This window comes from Clostridium coskatii, from assembly GCF_001675205.1.
GTDB lineage: Bacteria > Bacillota > Clostridia > Clostridiales > Clostridiaceae > Clostridium_B > Clostridium_B ljungdahlii.
On sequence record NZ_LROR01000036.1, the window covers coordinates 15,234 to 32,710 of the forward strand.

15 protein-coding genes and 1 riboswitch are annotated in these 17,477 nt (G+C 29.5%); of the genes, 11 read left to right on the top strand and 4 right to left on the bottom strand.

Annotated elements, in window-relative coordinates:
* Positions 1 to 206: 206 nt before the first annotated feature.
* Complete coding sequence (locus CLCOS_RS06070; RefSeq protein WP_063601272.1) at positions 207 to 1,436, bottom strand: aminopeptidase; 1,230 nt, start codon at positions 1,434 to 1,436, stop codon at positions 207 to 209.
* A 19-nt stretch (positions 1,437 to 1,455) separates the two neighbouring features.
* Complete coding sequence (locus CLCOS_RS06075) at positions 1,456 to 2,217, bottom strand: DeoR/GlpR family DNA-binding transcription regulator (RefSeq protein WP_063601273.1); 762 nt, start codon at positions 2,215 to 2,217, stop codon at positions 1,456 to 1,458.
* 307 nt (positions 2,218 to 2,524) lie between these two features.
* Between CLCOS_RS06075 and CLCOS_RS06080 the strand changes: the two genes are divergently transcribed.
* From CLCOS_RS06080 to CLCOS_RS06100, 5 genes are all read left to right on the top strand, one after another.
* Entirely contained in the window at positions 2,525 to 3,943 is a 1,419-nt protein-coding gene (locus CLCOS_RS06080) for a sugar porter family MFS transporter (RefSeq protein WP_063601274.1), read from the top strand.
* 205 nt (positions 3,944 to 4,148) lie between these two features.
* Positions 4,149 to 4,727 (top strand): zinc dependent phospholipase C family protein, encoded by a 579-nt coding sequence (locus CLCOS_RS06085; RefSeq protein ID WP_013238240.1) that lies wholly within the window; start codon positions 4,149 to 4,151, stop codon positions 4,725 to 4,727.
* 56 nt (positions 4,728 to 4,783) lie between these two features.
* Positions 4,784 to 5,464: a response regulator transcription factor gene (locus CLCOS_RS06090; RefSeq protein ID WP_063601275.1), complete on the top strand. Its 681-nt coding sequence runs from the start codon at positions 4,784 to 4,786 to the stop codon at positions 5,462 to 5,464.
* Positions 5,445 to 6,878: a sensor histidine kinase gene (locus tag CLCOS_RS06095; RefSeq protein ID WP_242866927.1), complete on the top strand. Its 1,434-nt coding sequence runs from the start codon at positions 5,445 to 5,447 to the stop codon at positions 6,876 to 6,878. Before CLCOS_RS06090 ends, CLCOS_RS06095 begins: the two co-directional genes overlap by 20 nt.
* Positions 6,879 to 7,074: 196 nt before the next feature.
* Positions 7,075 to 7,650: a phosphatase PAP2 family protein gene (locus tag CLCOS_RS06100; RefSeq protein ID WP_063601276.1), complete on the top strand. Its 576-nt coding sequence runs from the start codon at positions 7,075 to 7,077 to the stop codon at positions 7,648 to 7,650.
* Between the two features lie 35 nt (positions 7,651 to 7,685).
* Here the strand turns inward: CLCOS_RS06100 and CLCOS_RS06105 are convergent, their stop codons facing one another.
* Complete coding sequence (locus CLCOS_RS06105; protein ID WP_343217893.1) at positions 7,686 to 9,416, bottom strand: transglycosylase domain-containing protein; 1,731 nt, start codon at positions 9,414 to 9,416, stop codon at positions 7,686 to 7,688.
* A gap of 482 nt (positions 9,417 to 9,898) precedes the next feature.
* On the opposite strand from CLCOS_RS06105, the gene CLCOS_RS06110 reads away from it, so the two are divergent.
* From CLCOS_RS06110 to CLCOS_RS06135, 6 genes are all read left to right on the top strand, one after another.
* Positions 9,899 to 10,678: a transglycosylase domain-containing protein gene (locus CLCOS_RS06110; protein ID WP_063601278.1), complete on the top strand. Its 780-nt coding sequence runs from the start codon at positions 9,899 to 9,901 to the stop codon at positions 10,676 to 10,678.
* A gap of 168 nt (positions 10,679 to 10,846) precedes the next feature.
* Positions 10,847 to 11,461, top strand: coding sequence for a manganese efflux pump (locus CLCOS_RS06115; protein ID WP_063601279.1), 615 nt, complete (start codon positions 10,847 to 10,849; stop codon positions 11,459 to 11,461).
* Between the two features lie 256 nt (positions 11,462 to 11,717).
* Positions 11,718 to 12,392, top strand: coding sequence for a DedA family protein (locus CLCOS_RS06120; protein ID WP_063601280.1), 675 nt, complete (start codon positions 11,718 to 11,720; stop codon positions 12,390 to 12,392).
* 25 nt (positions 12,393 to 12,417) lie between these two features.
* Positions 12,418 to 13,011: a phosphatase PAP2 family protein gene (locus tag CLCOS_RS06125; RefSeq protein WP_063601281.1), complete on the top strand. Its 594-nt coding sequence runs from the start codon at positions 12,418 to 12,420 to the stop codon at positions 13,009 to 13,011.
* 93 nt (positions 13,012 to 13,104) lie between these two features.
* A riboswitch (M-box (ykoK) riboswitch) is annotated at positions 13,105 to 13,293 on the top strand.
* A 231-nt stretch (positions 13,294 to 13,524) separates the two neighbouring features.
* The gene (locus CLCOS_RS06130; RefSeq protein ID WP_013238260.1) at positions 13,525 to 14,751 is read left to right on the top strand and encodes a magnesium transporter; all 1,227 of its coding nucleotides are present in this window, start codon (positions 13,525 to 13,527) and stop codon (positions 14,749 to 14,751) included.
* Between the two features lie 14 nt (positions 14,752 to 14,765).
* On the top strand, positions 14,766 to 16,019 hold the full coding sequence (locus CLCOS_RS06135; RefSeq protein ID WP_153042912.1) for an Nramp family divalent metal transporter: 1,254 nt from the start codon (positions 14,766 to 14,768) through the stop codon (positions 16,017 to 16,019).
* 62 nt (positions 16,020 to 16,081) lie between these two features.
* Here the strand turns inward: CLCOS_RS06135 and CLCOS_RS06140 are convergent, their stop codons facing one another.
* Positions 16,082 to 17,296 (bottom strand): MFS transporter, encoded by a 1,215-nt coding sequence (locus tag CLCOS_RS06140; protein ID WP_082853551.1) that lies wholly within the window; start codon positions 17,294 to 17,296, stop codon positions 16,082 to 16,084.
* Positions 17,297 to 17,477: the final 181 nt, after the last annotated feature.

Consider the following 17,477-nt stretch of genomic DNA (forward strand, 5'->3'; position numbering starts at 1 on the left):
TTAAGATTTTTACGAATTTTTCACTAAGCCTTATATGCAAAACATTTAAATGTGATTGTTTATTGTAAAAATATTTCTGCGTATACGATTATTTTTAAACTATAAAATTCATATCTGATGTTTCAAAATAATGATTGAACTCATACACAAAAATATCATGATAAAGTTTGGCAGCTAAAGTTAAAATCACTTCAAAAAATAACTGTCTAATATGCAAAATTACCATTTATAAATACGGGAATTTCTCTTCCATCTTCTGTAACTCCGGTTATATTTAGATCCTCTGTTCCAACCATAAAGTCAACGTGCTCTAGAGAAGAATTTATACCTGCATTTTTTAAATCTTCTTTATTCATATTTTCACTATTTTCTAAGCAGGTAGGGTAACCTTCACCTATAGCTAAATGACAGGATGCATTCTCATCGAAAAGTGTGTTGTAAAATAATATATTTGAATTGGAAATAGGTGAATTAAAAGGTACTAATGCAACTTCACCAAGGTAATGAGAACCTTCATCTGTTTCAATAAGATTTTTTAATGTTTCATAACCTTTTTCACAGGTAAAGCTTATAATTTTCCCATCCTTAAAGGTTAAAGAGAAATTTTCTATAAGATTTCCATTGTAATTTAAAGGTTTTGAACTTACAACTTTTCCGTTTACACCCCATTTTAATGGGAAAGTATACACTTCTTCTGTAGGTATATTTGCCATGAATTCTACACCTTCAGGTGTAGATGATGAACCACCAAGCCATATATGATCTTTTGAAAGTTCAATTTTTAAATCAGTACCTAGTGAATTTTTGTACATGAGATATTTAAATTTATTTTTATTGAGAAAATCCATACTTTTTTTAAGATTTGCTTTATGGGTATCCCATGCATTTATAGGATTTGGTTTATCTGCCCCTACAGTCTTAAAGATAGTATCCCACAGTTTTTCAACTGCTTTTTCTTCTGAAAGGTCTTCAAAAACTTTTTTTGCCCAGGATTTAGTTGGAGCTGATACAACACACCAGGAATTTTTATCTGTCATAATCCTTTCTCTATATTCAGAAAGTGCAATATTTTGGGTTTTGCTTGCTCGCATTAATCTTTTTGGATTTACATCTTTCATAAGTTCTGGATCTTGGGCATAAATACTTAAGAATGCAGCTCCGGATTTAGAATAGGATGTATATAATTCTTTTCTCCAATTTGGAAACTCATCAAAAATTTCGTCTTTTCCATTTAAATATTTAATCTTTGTTGAAAGTTCATCACTCCAATTTATTATTACATCTCGTGCACCTTCTTTGTAGGCAGCTTCAGAAATTAATCTGGTAAATTCAGCACATTCTATTGGTGAATTTATAACTAATATTTGATTGTCTTGTATATTAAGGCCTGATTTTACAACTATTTTTGAATAATTTTCTAAGTAATTTTTATTCATGTCTATATCTCCTTTATCTTCATAATTGTTCTGAGACAATTAATTCTATAGAACTTTTTTCAATTAATTGGTTATACGCTTCAGGTGGAAATTTATCTGTTATTAAGTAATCTATATCATCTAAATTACAGTAAGTTACTAGAGAACAAATATCAAATTTTGAATAATCTGCAAGTATAAATACCTCACTGCTTTTTTTTACTGCAATTTTTTTAATTTCACTTTCAAGTGGAGAAGAATTTGTAACCCCATTAGTTAAGGATATTCCTGTGGCATTCATAAAAGCTTTATTTATATTATAATTTTTAAGCAGGTTTAAAGAATCTATTCCTGAAAAAGAATTTGTTTCTCGATTTAATGTTCCTCCAGTTGAAATTATGTTCAAGTTAGTATATTTTAAGCAGTTTATGATAAAGTTTAGATTATTTGTTACTATAGTAAGGTTATTTTTATCCTTTAAAAAATCTCCCATATTTAAAGTTGTTGTACCTGAATCTATAAATATTATATCTCCATCTTTAACGAAACGTGAAGCAGCTTTTGCTATTAAACCCTTAGTGTAGGTATTTTTTATTTGATTTTCATTAAATGGCGCTAATAGTTTAGAATTTGATGCAACACCCCCATATACTTTTTTTATGTTCCCTCTTTTAATTAGTTCCTGTATGTCTCTACGTATAGTGTTTTTGGATACATTAAAAACATCAGTTAAGGTATCTAAGGTTACAGTATTTTTATTTAATACATATTCCTCTATCTGGTTTATTCTCTTTGATTTCATAATACCATACCTTTCAAAAATCTAAATTTAATATGTTAATAGTAAAACGTCACGCAGCATTAGTAAGTTTTACAGGGAATATATTCATATTCTAAATATAATTATATATAAAAATTATTAAAAGTAAATAATTGAGCAAATGTTATTTATAAGTTAATCAGAATAAACTTAGTTATGAATAAGTAAAAAGGATATTATGGGGAAATATTGACTAAGTTATAAGAAAAGTGATAACATTTAATCAAAAGATACTCAACATATAATAAATAAATAACCATTACAAAAATGATAGGAGAGATGATTTAAAATGGTACAAGCTTCTAACATACAAAAATCAAGGCTTTTGAAAAAAATATCTATTATATCAACATTCGGAGGACTTTTATTTGGATATGATACAGGGGTTATAAATGGTTCACTTACTTTTATGTCAAGAAAAGATCAATTGAATTTAACAGCTGTTACCCAAGGTGCTGTTACAAGTTCTCTAACTTTAGGGGCAGCTTTAGGAGCAGTGTTTACAGGACATTTATCTGACAAATATGGAAGAAGAAAGCTGCTTAGAACACTTGCGGTAATTTTTTTCTTTGCAACTTTAGGATGTGCACTTTCACCAACTGCATCAGTTATTATTATTTGTAGATTTATACTGGGATTAGCAGTAGGTGGAGCATCAGCTATTGTACCAACATTTTTATCAGAAATGGCTCCTTCAAGTATTAGAGGAAGTATTGTTTCACAAGATCAATTTATGATTGTATTAGGACAGCTGCTAGCTTACATATTTAATGCTATTTTAGGAAGTATTTCTGGGAATCCTGGAATATGGAGATATATGATAGCAATAGCTACTATTCCGGCAGTTATCTTATGGTTTGGAATGTTATTGGTTCCAGAAACACCAAGATGGCTTGCTGCAAAAGGAAGAACTGCTAAAGCACTTGAAGTTTTAAAAATGATTCGTGATGAAGTGGAAGCACAAAAAGAACTTAAAGTAATACAGAGTAACATAAATACAGAGGAAAATTTGAAACGAGTAACTTTTAAGGATTTAGGTATTCCGTGGATTCATCGTCTTGTATTAATTGGCATTGGCATAGGTATAGCACAGCAGATTGCTGGAGTAAATATAGTTATGTATTATGGTACAACAATTTTAGAGAAGGCTGGATTTGGAGTTAAAGCAGCTTTAATTGCCAATATAGGAAATGGAATGGTATCTGTTATTTCGGCATTGGTTTATATGAAATTTTTGGCAAATAGGTTTAATCGCAGAACTATGCTATTATTAGGATATACTGCTACTACTTTATCAATGGCTGCATTGTCTATAGTTACGTTTAAGTTAACAGGATCGGCATTACTTCCTTTCTTAGTTATTGCTTTAACTATGATTTTTTTAGCTTTCTTTCAAGGAACTATTGGCCCTGTAACCTGGTTAGAAATGTCTGAAATTTTTCCACTAAGAGTAAGAGGCTTAGGTATGGGAATTGCAACATTCTTTTTATGGACAGGTACGTTTTGTGTTGGGTTTATGTATCCTATATTATTGAAGACAGTTGGATTAACTTGTTCATTTGCTGTATTTGTAGTATTTGGCGTTATTGATATATTGTTTACTTATAAATTTGTCCCAGAAACGCGTAATAAATCTTTGGAAGAATTAGAAGAATCCTTTAGAAACTATAATATGAAAAATTGTAAGGAGGCATATGTACAAAGTTAATGCATTATACGAGGATAACTTTTATTATTTAAACTATTTTTAAGCTGTATTCCTATAGGTGATAGGGGTGCAGCTTTATTATCTCTTAAATATATAAAAATGTGCCAATATCTTATAAAGTAAATTTACGATTTTTTTAATTTAATTTTAACTTTAATCTGATAATATGAAAATTAAACCATACATATAGAAAGGTGGATTTTAAATGATAACAAATACACATCTACTAATTTCTAAAATTATATATAATTATTGTGGAAAAAAATTAAATATTAAATTGAACAAATGGAGTTTTGCATATGGTAACATAAAGCCAGATTTCGTAAAAGATGACTCCAATTATTGTCATTGTATAAGTGGAAGTATAAATATGGTGAGAGAATATTCCAAGCAGTTGATTCACAATAAAATGTCAATTAAGAAATATTCTATTACTTTAGGTATGGTATGCCATTTTATTTGTGACTATTTTTGTTTATATCATACAGAAAAATATAAAAATAAAAATATTTTTCAACACGTGATATATGAAATAGTACTTCATTTTATTTTTATAAAACTTTTAATATGCGGAAAACTAAAAACTATTATGAATGAAGATATCGTTAAAAAGGATGTAGTATTAATAATAAATGATGTTTACCAAAAATATGATAAAGAAAATAAATCTTTTACAAAAGATATAAATTATGCAATTTCAGCAGCAATAATGGTTACAGAAACAATAGTAAGCTCAGACAGATTGGAGTATAATTATGTCAAAAATAATAGTAAGGTATGTTAATATTATGTTCTAATAAGAAGAATCGCAGATAACTATTTTGATATGGAGGTGGTAGCTTGGAGAATTTTAGAATTCTTTTAGTAGAAGATGAAAAGCAAATGTCAATGTTTATTCAAATGGAACTTATCCATGAAGGATATAAAATTGATGCAGCATATGATGGAAGAGAAGCTTTAGAAAAAATGGAGGATAAAGAGTATGATTTAATTCTTCTTGATATTATGATACCAAATCTAAATGGAATTGAGGTTTGCAGAAGAATAAGGCAATTCTCTCATGTACCTATTATAATGCTGACTGCTAAAAGTGATATACCAGACAAGGTTTTAGGACTTGATGCAGGGGCTAATGATTATTTAGCTAAACCCTTTGCAATAGAGGAATTATTGGCAAGAATACGTGTATATGAAAGAGATAAAGCATTGAAAAATCAAACTGATCAAATTAAAGTAAAAAATATTGTCATGGATAATAAAACACATCAGGTTTTAAGAGATGGCAAAGAAATTGAACTTACCAAAACAGAATATAATCTTCTTAAAATGCTGCTAATTAATAAAAATATTGTACTTACAAGAGATAAGTTAATTGAAGAAGTATGGGGATATGATTATTCAGGAGATACCAATGTGGTAGATGTATTTATAAGGTATTTAAGAAGTAAAATTGACAATGAATGTCAAGATAAGCTTATAACTACCATAAGAGGTGTAGGATATGTTATCAAAGATAATTAATTGTATTTCGAAGATGATAAATTACAGTTTAAAGATTATTAAGGGTACAAAGATCTCTATAAAGATAACAATAGTATATGCTTTTATGTTTTCGTTAGTACTGCTTTTATTAAATGCATCTATTTTATATGGTGTAAAGTATTATTTGTATAACCAGTCAAATAAGCAAATAGATGATATGCAAACCATAATATTAAATAATATTACGGCAAAAAATCAGCAGTTGGATTTGTCAGATAAAGGAATCTTTTTAAATATTCCTCCTAAAGAAAATATATCTGTAAGAATAATACAAGAAAGTGGTAAAGTAATAAATTCATCTGAAAAATTTGATTATAAAATTAAACTTCCTCGTAATAATGATAAAAAGGTCCAGAAGGAAAGGCACATGGAAGATAAAGATAGGCATTTGACATATAAAAATGTTAAATTTCAAAGCAAAAAATATGGTATTGTATATATTCAAATAGTAAAAGATATGAATAGTGAATATAATTTTATGAAAATATTATTCGGAGTTATGGCTGCAGCTGATTTCATAGGCATTATCGCCTCTATTATATTGGGTTATATCATAAGCAAGAGAATGTTAAAGCCCATTGATTATATAACTAAGACTGCTGAAAATATAAGTATTAACAATTTGAAAGAAAGAATAGAAGTAAAAGAACCTGAAGATGAGCTGGAGAGACTTGCCAGCACTTTTAATAAGATGATAGATAGACTTCAAGAAGCCTTTAATAAGCAGGCACAATTTGTATCAGATGCTTCACACGAACTTAGAACTCCTGTTGCTGTTATTCAGGGCTATGCCAATCTATTAGATAGATGGGGAAAAGATGATAGAGATGCTTTAGAAAAATCAATTTATGGAATTAAGTTAGAGGCTGCTAATATGGCTAATTTAATTGAAAAGTTATTGTTCCTTGCAAGAGGTGACAGCGGTACTCAGTTGATAGAAAAAAAGAAATTTTGGCTTAATGAATTAATTGATGAAGTAGTTAAAGAAAGCAGAATAATAGAACAAAATCATGTAATATCCAGTAGTAGAAATGACACTGTAAGAGTTTGTGCAGATTATAAGATGATAAAACAAATGCTAAGGGTATTTATTGATAACAGCATGAAATTTACTCCAGAACATGGAAAAATAGACATAACTTCAGAAGTACAGGGTAAGGTTGTAAAAATAACTGTTAGTGATACAGGCATTGGAATACCAAAAGAAGAAATTAAAAATATATTTAATAGATTTTATATTGTAGATAAATCAAGATCTAAAGAAAAAGGGGGAACAGGGCTTGGACTATCTATTGCTAAATGGATTATAGATATGCACCAGGGGGCTATAGATGTAGAAAGTGAAGAAGGAAAAGGTACAAAAATAACTGTTACGTTAAAATTAGATAAGTAATGTAATAATATTTAGATAAGGTGAAAGAAATTAAAAAATTCACCTTATTAATTTTTGTCATATTTTCTTAGGGTAAAAAGTAAAGATCATCTTTTAACATAAATCTAAGGACTTTTTAACCCAATTTTAATCTACTAAGTTGATAATATATAAGAGGATAAAAGTTATTAAATTTTAATTACCAGGAGGGAAAAATATGAATTTAAATATTTTAAGAAAAATAGATATGTTTGATAACTATATTTTGTTTTCTATTAAGAAGTATGTACAAAATAAATATTTAGATATGTTGATGCCTATAGTGACAGATATGGGGAACCTGGGCATTGTTTGGATTATTATAGCTATTATTTTAATATTAGATAAACCATATAGAATGGTTGGAAATGTAGTAATATTAACATTAATTGTAAGCACAATTACTGGAGAAGGAATAGTGAAACACATAGTAAGACGAACTAGGCCATGTAATCAACAAAATAGTTTGAATCTGTTGATTTCAAAGCCCATATCTTATTCTTTCCCTTCAGGACATACTTTGTCTTCTTTTGCTGCTGCAGAAGTTCTATCCATGTATTTTACTGAGTATAAGTTGATATTTATAGGAATAGCATTTTTAATAGCTTTATCCAGAATGTATTTATATGTTCACTATCCAACAGATGTTATAGCAGGAGTTATACTTGGCATATTATGCTCAAGGCTAATTTTTATAATTTTACAAGAAGGATTTATGGAAAAGGTTGCAATGTTTTACCAAAATATATTATGAAAAACTGTTTTTAATACTTATTAAATATTTTTTATCTAAGGTGTATAAAAATCTTTGTCTTGCAATCCTGAATGCACCTGCTGCATATAATTATGCCAAATTTGTCCCGGGTATGTTCCACCATATAAGTTATCAACGTATTTTGGTATATCATATCCAACCCATACTACCGTAGTATAGTAAGCAGAATATCCGCATAACCAGCCATCCTTCTGATTACTTGTTGTACCAGTCTTGGCAGCGCTGGTAATTCCATCAAGCCTTACATTATATGCAGTACCCCAGGTATTTTCTAAAGTATCTTTTAAAATATCCGACATTAAATAACTTGCATCATAAGTATATACCCTTCTTTTTTCTAGGTTATTTTCATAAATAGTTTCTCCCTGGCTATTTACAATACTACGTATGCATGTAGGAGCAATAAATTCTCCTCCTCTTGCAAGTGTTGAATAAGCAGATGCCATTTCTATGGGAGTTACTCCATAAGTTAAACCGCCTAATGCAGCAGATAGAGTGTAATCTTTTTTTACAATTTTATTGAAATCCATATCCCTTACGAAGGATAATCCATAAGTAGGCGTTATGTCATTAAATACTTGGTATGCAACACTATTTAATGACATTTGCACAGCTGTTCGTATAGATATATCTCCCATATAAACATCACCGTCATTATGAGGACCTCCATCTATATAATGATCATTTATAATACTTGTGTCATCATATCCTTTTTCAAAGGCAGGGGTATAAACTGCCAAAGGTTTAAAAGATGAACCAGGCTGTCTAAAGCACTGAAATGCCCTATTTAAATAATCTTTTTCGGGACTAGTTCTACCACCCACTATTGCTATAACATATCCAGTTTTATTATCTATTGAAACGGATGAACCCTGCAGAGAATATATTCCTTTATTTTGCTCTGTAAAATCTAGGAGCCCATTATCTAAGGAATCTTGCAAAAGTTTTTGCTTATCCATATCTATAGAAGTATAAATTTTATATCCATTAGTGCGGATATCATTTATACATTTGTTATATACATTAGAATAATCTTTATCATAGCTAGCCATATCTTGCTGTGTATCGAATGTATTTTTAAATTGGAATCCATTTAGCTTCATAAGCACCCTTGCAGCACAATTAAGAGCATAGGATTCAATCCATACGTTTCCATCATATTTTTCTGGGTTTAATACAATCTTATAGTTAACTGCTGTAGTGTACTCATAATCTGTAATATAATTATTTTTCTTCATTGATGATAGAATAAAATCTCTACGTTTTAATGTATTGTTTATATTCTTTATAGGGTTATAATAAGTAGGATTATTGGGTATTGCAGCTAAAAAGCATATTTCTGATAAATTAAGTTCATTACAACTTTTGCTAAAATATCTCCTTGAAGCCGCCTCAATTCCATAAGCATTATTGGCAAAATTAATATTATTAATATAAAATTCTAGGATTTGCTGTTTAGTATATTTTTGATCTAATTTTATAGCAATTATTATTTCTTCTAATTTCCTTTTATAAGTTTTGTCAAAATTTAAAAACACAGTCCTTGCTAACTGCTGTGTAATTGTACTTCCACCCTGTGTAATTTTTCCCTTGCTTTTTATAATAGAATATAAAACTCTAAAATTTGCCTTTATACTAAAAGCACCATGATTAAAATAATCTTTGTCCTCTATAGATATAAAGGCATTTTTTACAGCTTGAGGTATGTAAAAGATGTTAAATATATAGAATTTTTTGAACCATATAGTTTATTTAGTACAGTGTTCTTTGAATCGTACAAATAAGTTGTTTGATTTCCATGAAAAGTACTATATGATATAGAATTTATTTTAGTTGACGCATCATTATAGAGTGATACTGCTATAAATAAATACTTACTACAAAAGAGAAATATAACTATTATAAATACAGAAAAAACCGTGAGCAGATTATGCTTTTTTACTTTATGAGTTTTTTTGCTTTTTCGCTTTTTTGGCAATTGAGTCACTTCCATTTTTAATTGTGTACTTATAATATCCCCAGTAAATTTTTTATATATACTTTATCTTCGAGCTGCAATGTACCTAAAACATCTCCGTATTTTAATCAATTTATGCAATTGTAGTAGGATGGACTTTTATAGCTATTTACTTTTTAAGAATATAGCTATAAAATATCTTATTATAGAAAATTTTTATATAAAGTAGTGTAATGAAAAAATAGAATTTCTAACAAAAGGAGATTTTAAATGCCAAAGAAAAAGAGCAGTGGAGGTAGTTTATTAAAACATTTATTTTTAAGTATTTTGGTATTAGTTATTATTTTTAGTGGATTCATTTATCTTAAATATGGACATACAGTTAAGTCTCTATATGACGATGCAGTTATAAAAGTAAATAATTGTTCAGAGTATACTTTTAAAAATAGAGAAAAGTATTTAAATAACGGAAAATCTCTATATTTAGAATCTACACAAATTCCTAATAATGTGAAAAATGCTTTTATTGTTATTGAAGATAAGAATTTTTATAAACATGGAGGAATTAGTACAGAGGCTGTTTTTAGAGCAGTATATTCTTTATTCGTTAACAATGGGAAAATAACGCAAGGAGGAAGTACTATTGCTCAACAATTAGCGAGAAATGTGTTCTTGAATTTTGATAAAAATTATCAAAGAAAATTAGAAGAGATGTTTATTGCTACAAAGCTAGAGCAAAAATTTACAAAAGATCAAGTATTAGAGTTTTATATTAACAATATTTATTTTAGCAACAATGCTTATGGTATTAATTCTGCTGCTAAAAAATTTTTTAATAAAGATTGTAGAGAACTGAATCTTTCAGAAATATGTTTATTAGTTGGTATACCTAATGATCCCCAATATTATGATCCAATAAAGCATTTAGATAATGCTTTGCAGCGAAGAAATTTAATATTAAAAAATATGAAAGAAAATAACTATATAACTGATACGGAATATGAGAATGCGATTAATTATAAAATAGTATTAAATCTGGATGAAAAATAGTAATGCGTTCTGTTAGTATTATAATACATTTCAATATTTCTTTTAGAGCTTTTTTAGGTGACTCATAATAATGGGCATCTTGAATAAGCTCCTTTTTTGAGTTTTTAATCACACTAAAAATTTGAAACCATATACTAAAACGGAAAGAATAAAAAAGGGGACTATTATATGACACTAATTTTATCCGCATTATTGTTTAGTTTATCCTCTAACCTAGACAATGTAGTTGTGGGTATTGCTTACGGAATAAAGAAAATAAGGATAGGAATAATTCCTAACCTTGCAATAGCAATTATAACTTGTACAGGAACATTTCTATCAATGTCAATTGGGGTGTATATATCAAAATTTTTACCTCACTCTATAGCAAATGCATTAGGTTCTATAGCAATTGCTATATTGGGAGTATATTTTATAATTCAAAGCATAATAAAACTTATAAATAATAAAAAATCAAATGGACTTGCTTTAAAAGACATTACTGATATGATTGAATATGCCGAAAAGTCAGATTTGGACAACTCCGGTGATATAAACATAAAAGAAGCTCTTCTTGTAGCATTTGGGTTAACCTTTAATAACTTAGGTACCGGCATAGCAGCTAGTATAACAGGAGTTAATATTAAATTTACAGTCATATTTACATTTATATTAAGTATTCTTACAATTATAATTGGTGAAGTCGTAGGTAATCATGTATTGGGTAAATTATTTGGTAAATATGCACCGTTAATTTCAGGCATATTGTTAATAATACTTGGTATAATTGAATTCTTTAATTGATATTTTTTTAGTTATTTTGTCAATTGTGATGTAAAAGTAAATTAGAAGAAAAAGATGCTGTCTCAAAATATATTTTGAGGCAGCATCTTTTTATATACTAAAAGCCATATAATTAAAAAGTTGGTAGACATTTGTTTGATAAAAAATCATTTTTAAGATAAATCTAAGAGCTTTTTAATCTAATTTTAATCTCATATGTTGATAATGTATAACAGAGAAATGATGAATTATATTTTAATTACGAAGGGAGAAAAATATGGGTGTTATAGGAACCTTGATTAATGTAATATTGCATCTTGATAAATATTTAAATGTAATGATACAAAATTACGGAATATGGACATATGCTGTTATATTTCTAATTATATTTTGTGAGACTGGATTAGTTGTTACTCCATTTTTACCTGGAGATTCTATTTTATTTGCAGCGGGGGCACTGGCATCTACTGGATCACTTGAAATATTAATACTATTTATTGCATTTTACTTGGCTGCAGTGATTGGTGATACAGTTAACTATCACATAGGCAAAAAGATTGGAACTAAAATTTTAGAAAAAGAAGATATTAAGTATATAAATAAAGAATATCTTAACAAGGCACATAGTTTTTATAAAAAGCATGGCTCTATGACTATAGTAGTGGGAAGATTTATACCTATAATAAGAACCTTTGTACCTTTTGTGGCTGGAATAGGTGATATGGGTTATTCAAAGTTTATTACTTATAATATGTTAGGTGGATTTTTGTGGGTTACATTATTTTTAGGGGGAGGGTATTTCTTTGGAAACTTACCTTTTATAAAACAACATTTTTCATATGTTCTAATTGCCATTATAATAATTTCTCTTATCCCAGGAGTAGTTACATTTATAGGAGAAAAGAGAAATGAAAATAATAACAGTGGAGATATGATTAATATAGAGCCTTGATTATTGATAGAAAGGATAGTTAAAAATGAATATGGAACTTTTTAGATTAATAAATAATTTAGCAAATAAAAATAGTATTTTAGATAGTATAATGATTTTCTTTTCAAAGGATGTACCTTATATATTTATGGCAGCTCTTGCAACAGTATTTATTTTAGGAATTGTAAAAACAAATTCTGATTATAGAAAGATTGCGTTTAGCACTTTTGTTATTACAGTAATCAACCTGATTTTAAGTTTTATTATTGGAGGCATTTACTATAAGGACAGGCCATTTGTTCATAATAAGGTAAATCTATTATTTACTCATGTGAAAGACGCATCTTTTCCAAGTGACCATGCAATGGGGACAATGAGTATAGCGTTAGGACTTGGAAAGTATAATAAGGTACTTAGTTTAATGTTAACTATATTGTCGGTAATTGTAGGATTTTCAAGAGTATATGTTGGACAGCACTATCCTATGGATGTTATAGGTGCGTATATGATTGTTTGTGGAACAAGTTACATTTATAATCTGAAATTGAGGAGTAAAATTGAAAATTTGTATGAAATACTTGAAAAGAAATTGATAACATTATGGGCTGCAGAGTGTGCAGGATATAAAGCTTCTAAGTAACATATTTTTAACATTATGATTGCTTAAAAAATATTTACAACTAAGGAATATATGTATATAATAAGAAATAGATTATTAATTGAAAATATAATTTAATAACATTGTTAGGTGAGATTACTGTACAAGACATACGCTACTGCCCAGAAATGTCGAGAGACACCAATGGGTGAGCAGGTACTACCGGATTAAGGTTTTACTTAATGTAGCTGACAACATTCATAGAAATATGAATGCTTATGATCTAAGCTTTACAGAGTCAAAACTCAACGAGTGAAGATGTACTATTTTTTGTCTTGGAATTTATTAAGAATCCAATCTCTTCATTTTGTTGTGAAGAGATTTTTTTATTGGATAAATTACCGAGTTAAGGAGGGTGATGAATTTAATGGACAGTGACCCGTGTCATAAATGTAATTATATAAAACTTAAAGATTTATTGGTAAAAATATTATAGGGATGTACTTGCATTAAAAAATTTGCATTGTGCACCCTGAAAGCAAAGGAGTGTATACAATGCAATTTACAAGTGTTTATTTAAGTAGAATATTGGGCAATAAAATTTATACGACTAGTAAAGAAGTAATAGGAACTTTAAAGGATGCAGCTGTTGATGTGAACTTTCAAAATCCTAAAGTTACCATAGCTGTTGTTAGGACAAAAGAAGGAACAAGATTTATTGGCTTTGATAATATCAATGTTTCTAAAGAAAAAGGACAGTATGTTTTAATATGTAGTGAAGTTCAAGATAAAGATTTAGGTGACTGTATGTTACTGAAAAAGTATGTTTTAGACAAACAGATTGTTGATGTTAATGGAAGAAAGGTAGTTAGAGCTAACGATGTTAGATTAGTTATATTACCATCAGGTATGTTTATTGCAGCAGTAGATATTGGTATGGATGGGCTATTAAGAAGGATTGGAATTGCAAAACCATTAAAGAGATTAGGATTTAAAATATCAAGTAAACTAATGTTATGGGATGATATTCAAACGGCTTTTACCTCAAAAGACATTTTACTTTCAAAAAGCTATAATAAACTATCCACACTTCATCCTTCAGATCTTGCAGATATAATTGAGGATTTTGATGTAAATACGGGGGCAATTATTTTCTCTAGCTTAGATAACGCAAAAGCTGCAGATGTATTAGAAGAGCTAGAAGAAGATGTACAGGTAAGCTTGATCAGAACATTATCTACAGATAAGGCAGCTGATATTTTGGAAGAAATGCCAGCTGATGAGGCTGCAGATGTTTTAGATGGATTAAATGAAAATAAAGCAGAAGAATTGCTTAATAATATGGAGAAAGAAATTTCAGATGAAGTAAGAGAACTTATGGAATATGAGGAATACTTAGTGGGAAGCATTATGAATACTGATTTTATAGCATGTCCAATTTATTACACAGTAGCTGATGTAGTAAATGATATTTGTCAATCAAAAGAGGAAATCGATGAAATTTATTATGTTTATGTTGTAAGTGATGAAAATAAGCTTGTAGGAATAGTATCTTTAAGAGATTTAATTATTTCCAAACAGGATAAAAAATTAGAAGATATTATGATTAAAGAAGTTATATATATGAAGGATACAGATGAAATAAGGGATTTAGTTAAAGCTGTATCAAAATATAACCTATTTTCTATACCCGTAATTGATGAACAAATGCATATCATAGGGATTGTTAATATAAATGATATTTTCTATGAAATTACTAAGTCAAATAAGAGGTATAGATAGTGGGGGTGTTAATGATGAATGTAAAGAGAAAAACATGGATGGCAAATCTATTGATATTTTTAAGTGTTTTAGGTCCTGGAATTATAACAGGTAGTGTAGATAATGATGCAGGTGGTATTACAACATATTCTGTAGCAGGTGCTGCATATGGTTACAAATTACTTTGGTCATTAATACCATGCTTTATTGTGCTTCTTGTAGTGCAGGAAATGAATGCTAGAATGGGTATAGTTACAGGTAAAGGATTGGCAGATTTAATTAGAGAAAATTTTGGTGTTAAGATAACTTTTTTTATATTTATTGGATTAATCATTGCAGATATAGGAAATACAGCTACTGAGTTTGCAGGTGTTGCAGGTAGTATGCAGATTTTTGGAGTAAGCAAATATATATCTGTGCCACTAGCTGCTATTGCAGTATGGATTCTAGTGGTAAAGGGTACTTATAAGACTACTGAAAAGTTGTTTTTGGTTTTTAGCATATTTTTGTTATCCTATGTTGGTTCTGCACTTTTTGCTAGACCAGACTGGTATGAAATAGGACATGCGTTAATTCATCCTTCTATTGAAACTAATTATGACTATATAAGTACAGTTATTGGCATGGTGGGAACTACTATTGCTCCCTGGATGCAGTTTTATATGCAGTCAGCAGTTATAGAAAAAGGACTTAAGATGGAAGAATTTAAATACGAATTTTGGGATGTTGTTGTTGGCAGTATTATTACAGTAGTAGTTGCTTTTTTTATAATCGTAGCTTGTGGGGCAACCCTTCATAAAAGTGGAATTCAAATAAATGAGGCTAAAGATGCTGCATTAGCGTTGAAGCCACTTGCCGGAGCTTTTGCTTCTCAAATTTTTGCTTTTGGATTATTTATAGCTTCTATTTTTTCGGCCACAATACTACCTTTAGCTACAGCATTTTATATTTGTGAAGCTTTTGGCTTTGAAGCTGGTATAAATAAAACATTAAAAGAAGCACCACAATTTTTTACACTGTTTACTATAATAATTATTATTGGGATTGGTATTATATTGATTCCAGGAGCACCTTTAATTCAGATAACATTATGGTCACAAATTATAAATGGTGTGTTACTTCCAGTAGTTTTAATTTGTATGATGCTTATGGTAAATAATAAAGATATTATGGGGGAATATGTAAATGGTAGGACTAAAAATGTAATAGGATGGATAACTATTATAGTGTTAGTTATATTAACAGCTATTTTAACTTTTGAACCTATCGTAACTGCTTTAAAAAAATAGAGTAAAAAAAATAAAAGTCAGTATTGGGGAATGGCTTTTATTTTTTTACTCCATTTTTTAATTTATGTCATTTGTTTCGTTTTGTGCCGGTTAATAAGTGCGATAATGCACCCTATTGCTGCGATCAAAAATATTATCGCCAATACACCTATGCCAACAGAATAGCTGTATGTATCGCTGATCCCGCCAATAACCGGAGGCCCGAAAGTTTGTCCGACATCCATAAGAGTACTCATTATCCCCAGAGATGCCCCTAGTTGCCCCTCGTGAGCAACATCTGCGGCTAGTGCACTGGTACTTGCAGTGATTAAGGCAAAACCAAGTCCGTATATGAATATCAAAGGAATAATCGCAAGTATGGATTTCAAAATGGCCAAAAGAAAGAAGGATATGCTGCATGTTAGCAGACCTGTAACCATCATAGGCAGACGTCCAAATTGATCTGATGCTCTGCCAAACAGTGGTTTGAACAGAATTATCCCAACTAATTGTATACCCAGCAGAATGCCAATTTCACTTGTAGGCATATAAAGTTGTTTTGCATATAATGGAAATACCATTTCAAATGCACCATAGGCAAAATACGAACAAGCTTCAAGTATTCCCACTAGAAGAAGTGGACGATAGTTAAGCAGTCTCCATAATTTTTTAAAGAAAGAAACATTTTCTACCTTATATTTTTTTATTTTAGCAGCTTCTTTATTTTCGGTCTCTTTTGATTTATGAAAAAGCCGAATTGCAAAGGTTAAAGCCAAAATGCCAGCAATACCTGCAATAAGATAGACACTTACATATCCACCTGTTTGATAGGCGGTACCACCAACAGTTGGAGCCAAGGCACGGCCAATTATTGTTGCAGAGGAATAAAGAGATAAATTTTCTCCAGTATTCTTGCTGCTAAAGGCTGCAATAGTAGCCATGGCCACAGGACCGAATGCAGCTGTTGCGAAACCGTGATAGAAACGAACAACACCAAGCTGTAAAGGATCATTAACCAGCAGATAAAGGAAAGGCGCGCTGGAAAATATTAATAAAGAACCTATAAGAATTTTCTTGTATCCAAAACGATCAGCCAAATCTCCTGCGAGGTAGCTTATCAAAATTCCGGGTATAGTCGATGCTGATGTAATCCAGCCAATTTGTATACCAGTTGCTCCTAAACTTTTTGCAAATATGGGCAAAATAGGAGATTTTGATATGGTAGAACTAAATATTGCCAAAGCTCCGCAGCATCCAATCATAAGAATCATGCGAAGTCCATTTGAAATGTTCTTCAAAATTCATTCCTCCTAAAAATTAATATGAAGGTATTTCCTTCTGAGGTGGTTCTAACTTATAATCCTCACGTAAACCCCAAAAAATTTTAAATTTAAGTTTTTCAATATTTCTTTGCTGTCTATAACTGATGGGAAGTACAGCATTTTTGAAAATTACAATATCTTTGTCTATGCCATCCAA

Bases quoted from the DNA above. Each gene is read 5' to 3' on its own strand.
- CLCOS_RS06070 (WP_063601272.1), bottom strand. From the start codon at position 1,436: ATGAATAAAAATTACTTAGAAAATTATTCAAAAATAGTTGTAAAATCA.
- CLCOS_RS06075 (WP_063601273.1), bottom strand. From the start codon at position 2,217: ATGAAATCAAAGAGAATAAACCAGATAGAGGAATATGTATTAAATAAA.
- CLCOS_RS06080 (WP_063601274.1), top strand. From the start codon at position 2,525: ATGGTACAAGCTTCTAACATACAAAAATCAAGGCTTTTGAAAAAAATA.
- CLCOS_RS06085 (WP_013238240.1), top strand. From the start codon at position 4,149: ATGATAACAAATACACATCTACTAATTTCTAAAATTATATATAATTAT.
- CLCOS_RS06095 (WP_242866927.1), top strand. From the start codon at position 5,445: ATGTTATCAAAGATAATTAATTGTATTTCGAAGATGATAAATTACAGT.
- CLCOS_RS06100 (WP_063601276.1), top strand. From the start codon at position 7,075: ATGAATTTAAATATTTTAAGAAAAATAGATATGTTTGATAACTATATT.
- CLCOS_RS06110 (WP_063601278.1), top strand. From the start codon at position 9,899: ATGCCAAAGAAAAAGAGCAGTGGAGGTAGTTTATTAAAACATTTATTT.
- CLCOS_RS06115 (WP_063601279.1), top strand. From the start codon at position 10,847: ATGACACTAATTTTATCCGCATTATTGTTTAGTTTATCCTCTAACCTA.
- CLCOS_RS06120 (WP_063601280.1), top strand. From the start codon at position 11,718: ATGGGTGTTATAGGAACCTTGATTAATGTAATATTGCATCTTGATAAA.
- CLCOS_RS06125 (WP_063601281.1), top strand. From the start codon at position 12,418: ATGAATATGGAACTTTTTAGATTAATAAATAATTTAGCAAATAAAAAT.
- CLCOS_RS06130 (WP_013238260.1), top strand. From the start codon at position 13,525: ATGCAATTTACAAGTGTTTATTTAAGTAGAATATTGGGCAATAAAATT.
- CLCOS_RS06135 (WP_153042912.1), top strand. From the start codon at position 14,766: ATGAATGTAAAGAGAAAAACATGGATGGCAAATCTATTGATATTTTTA.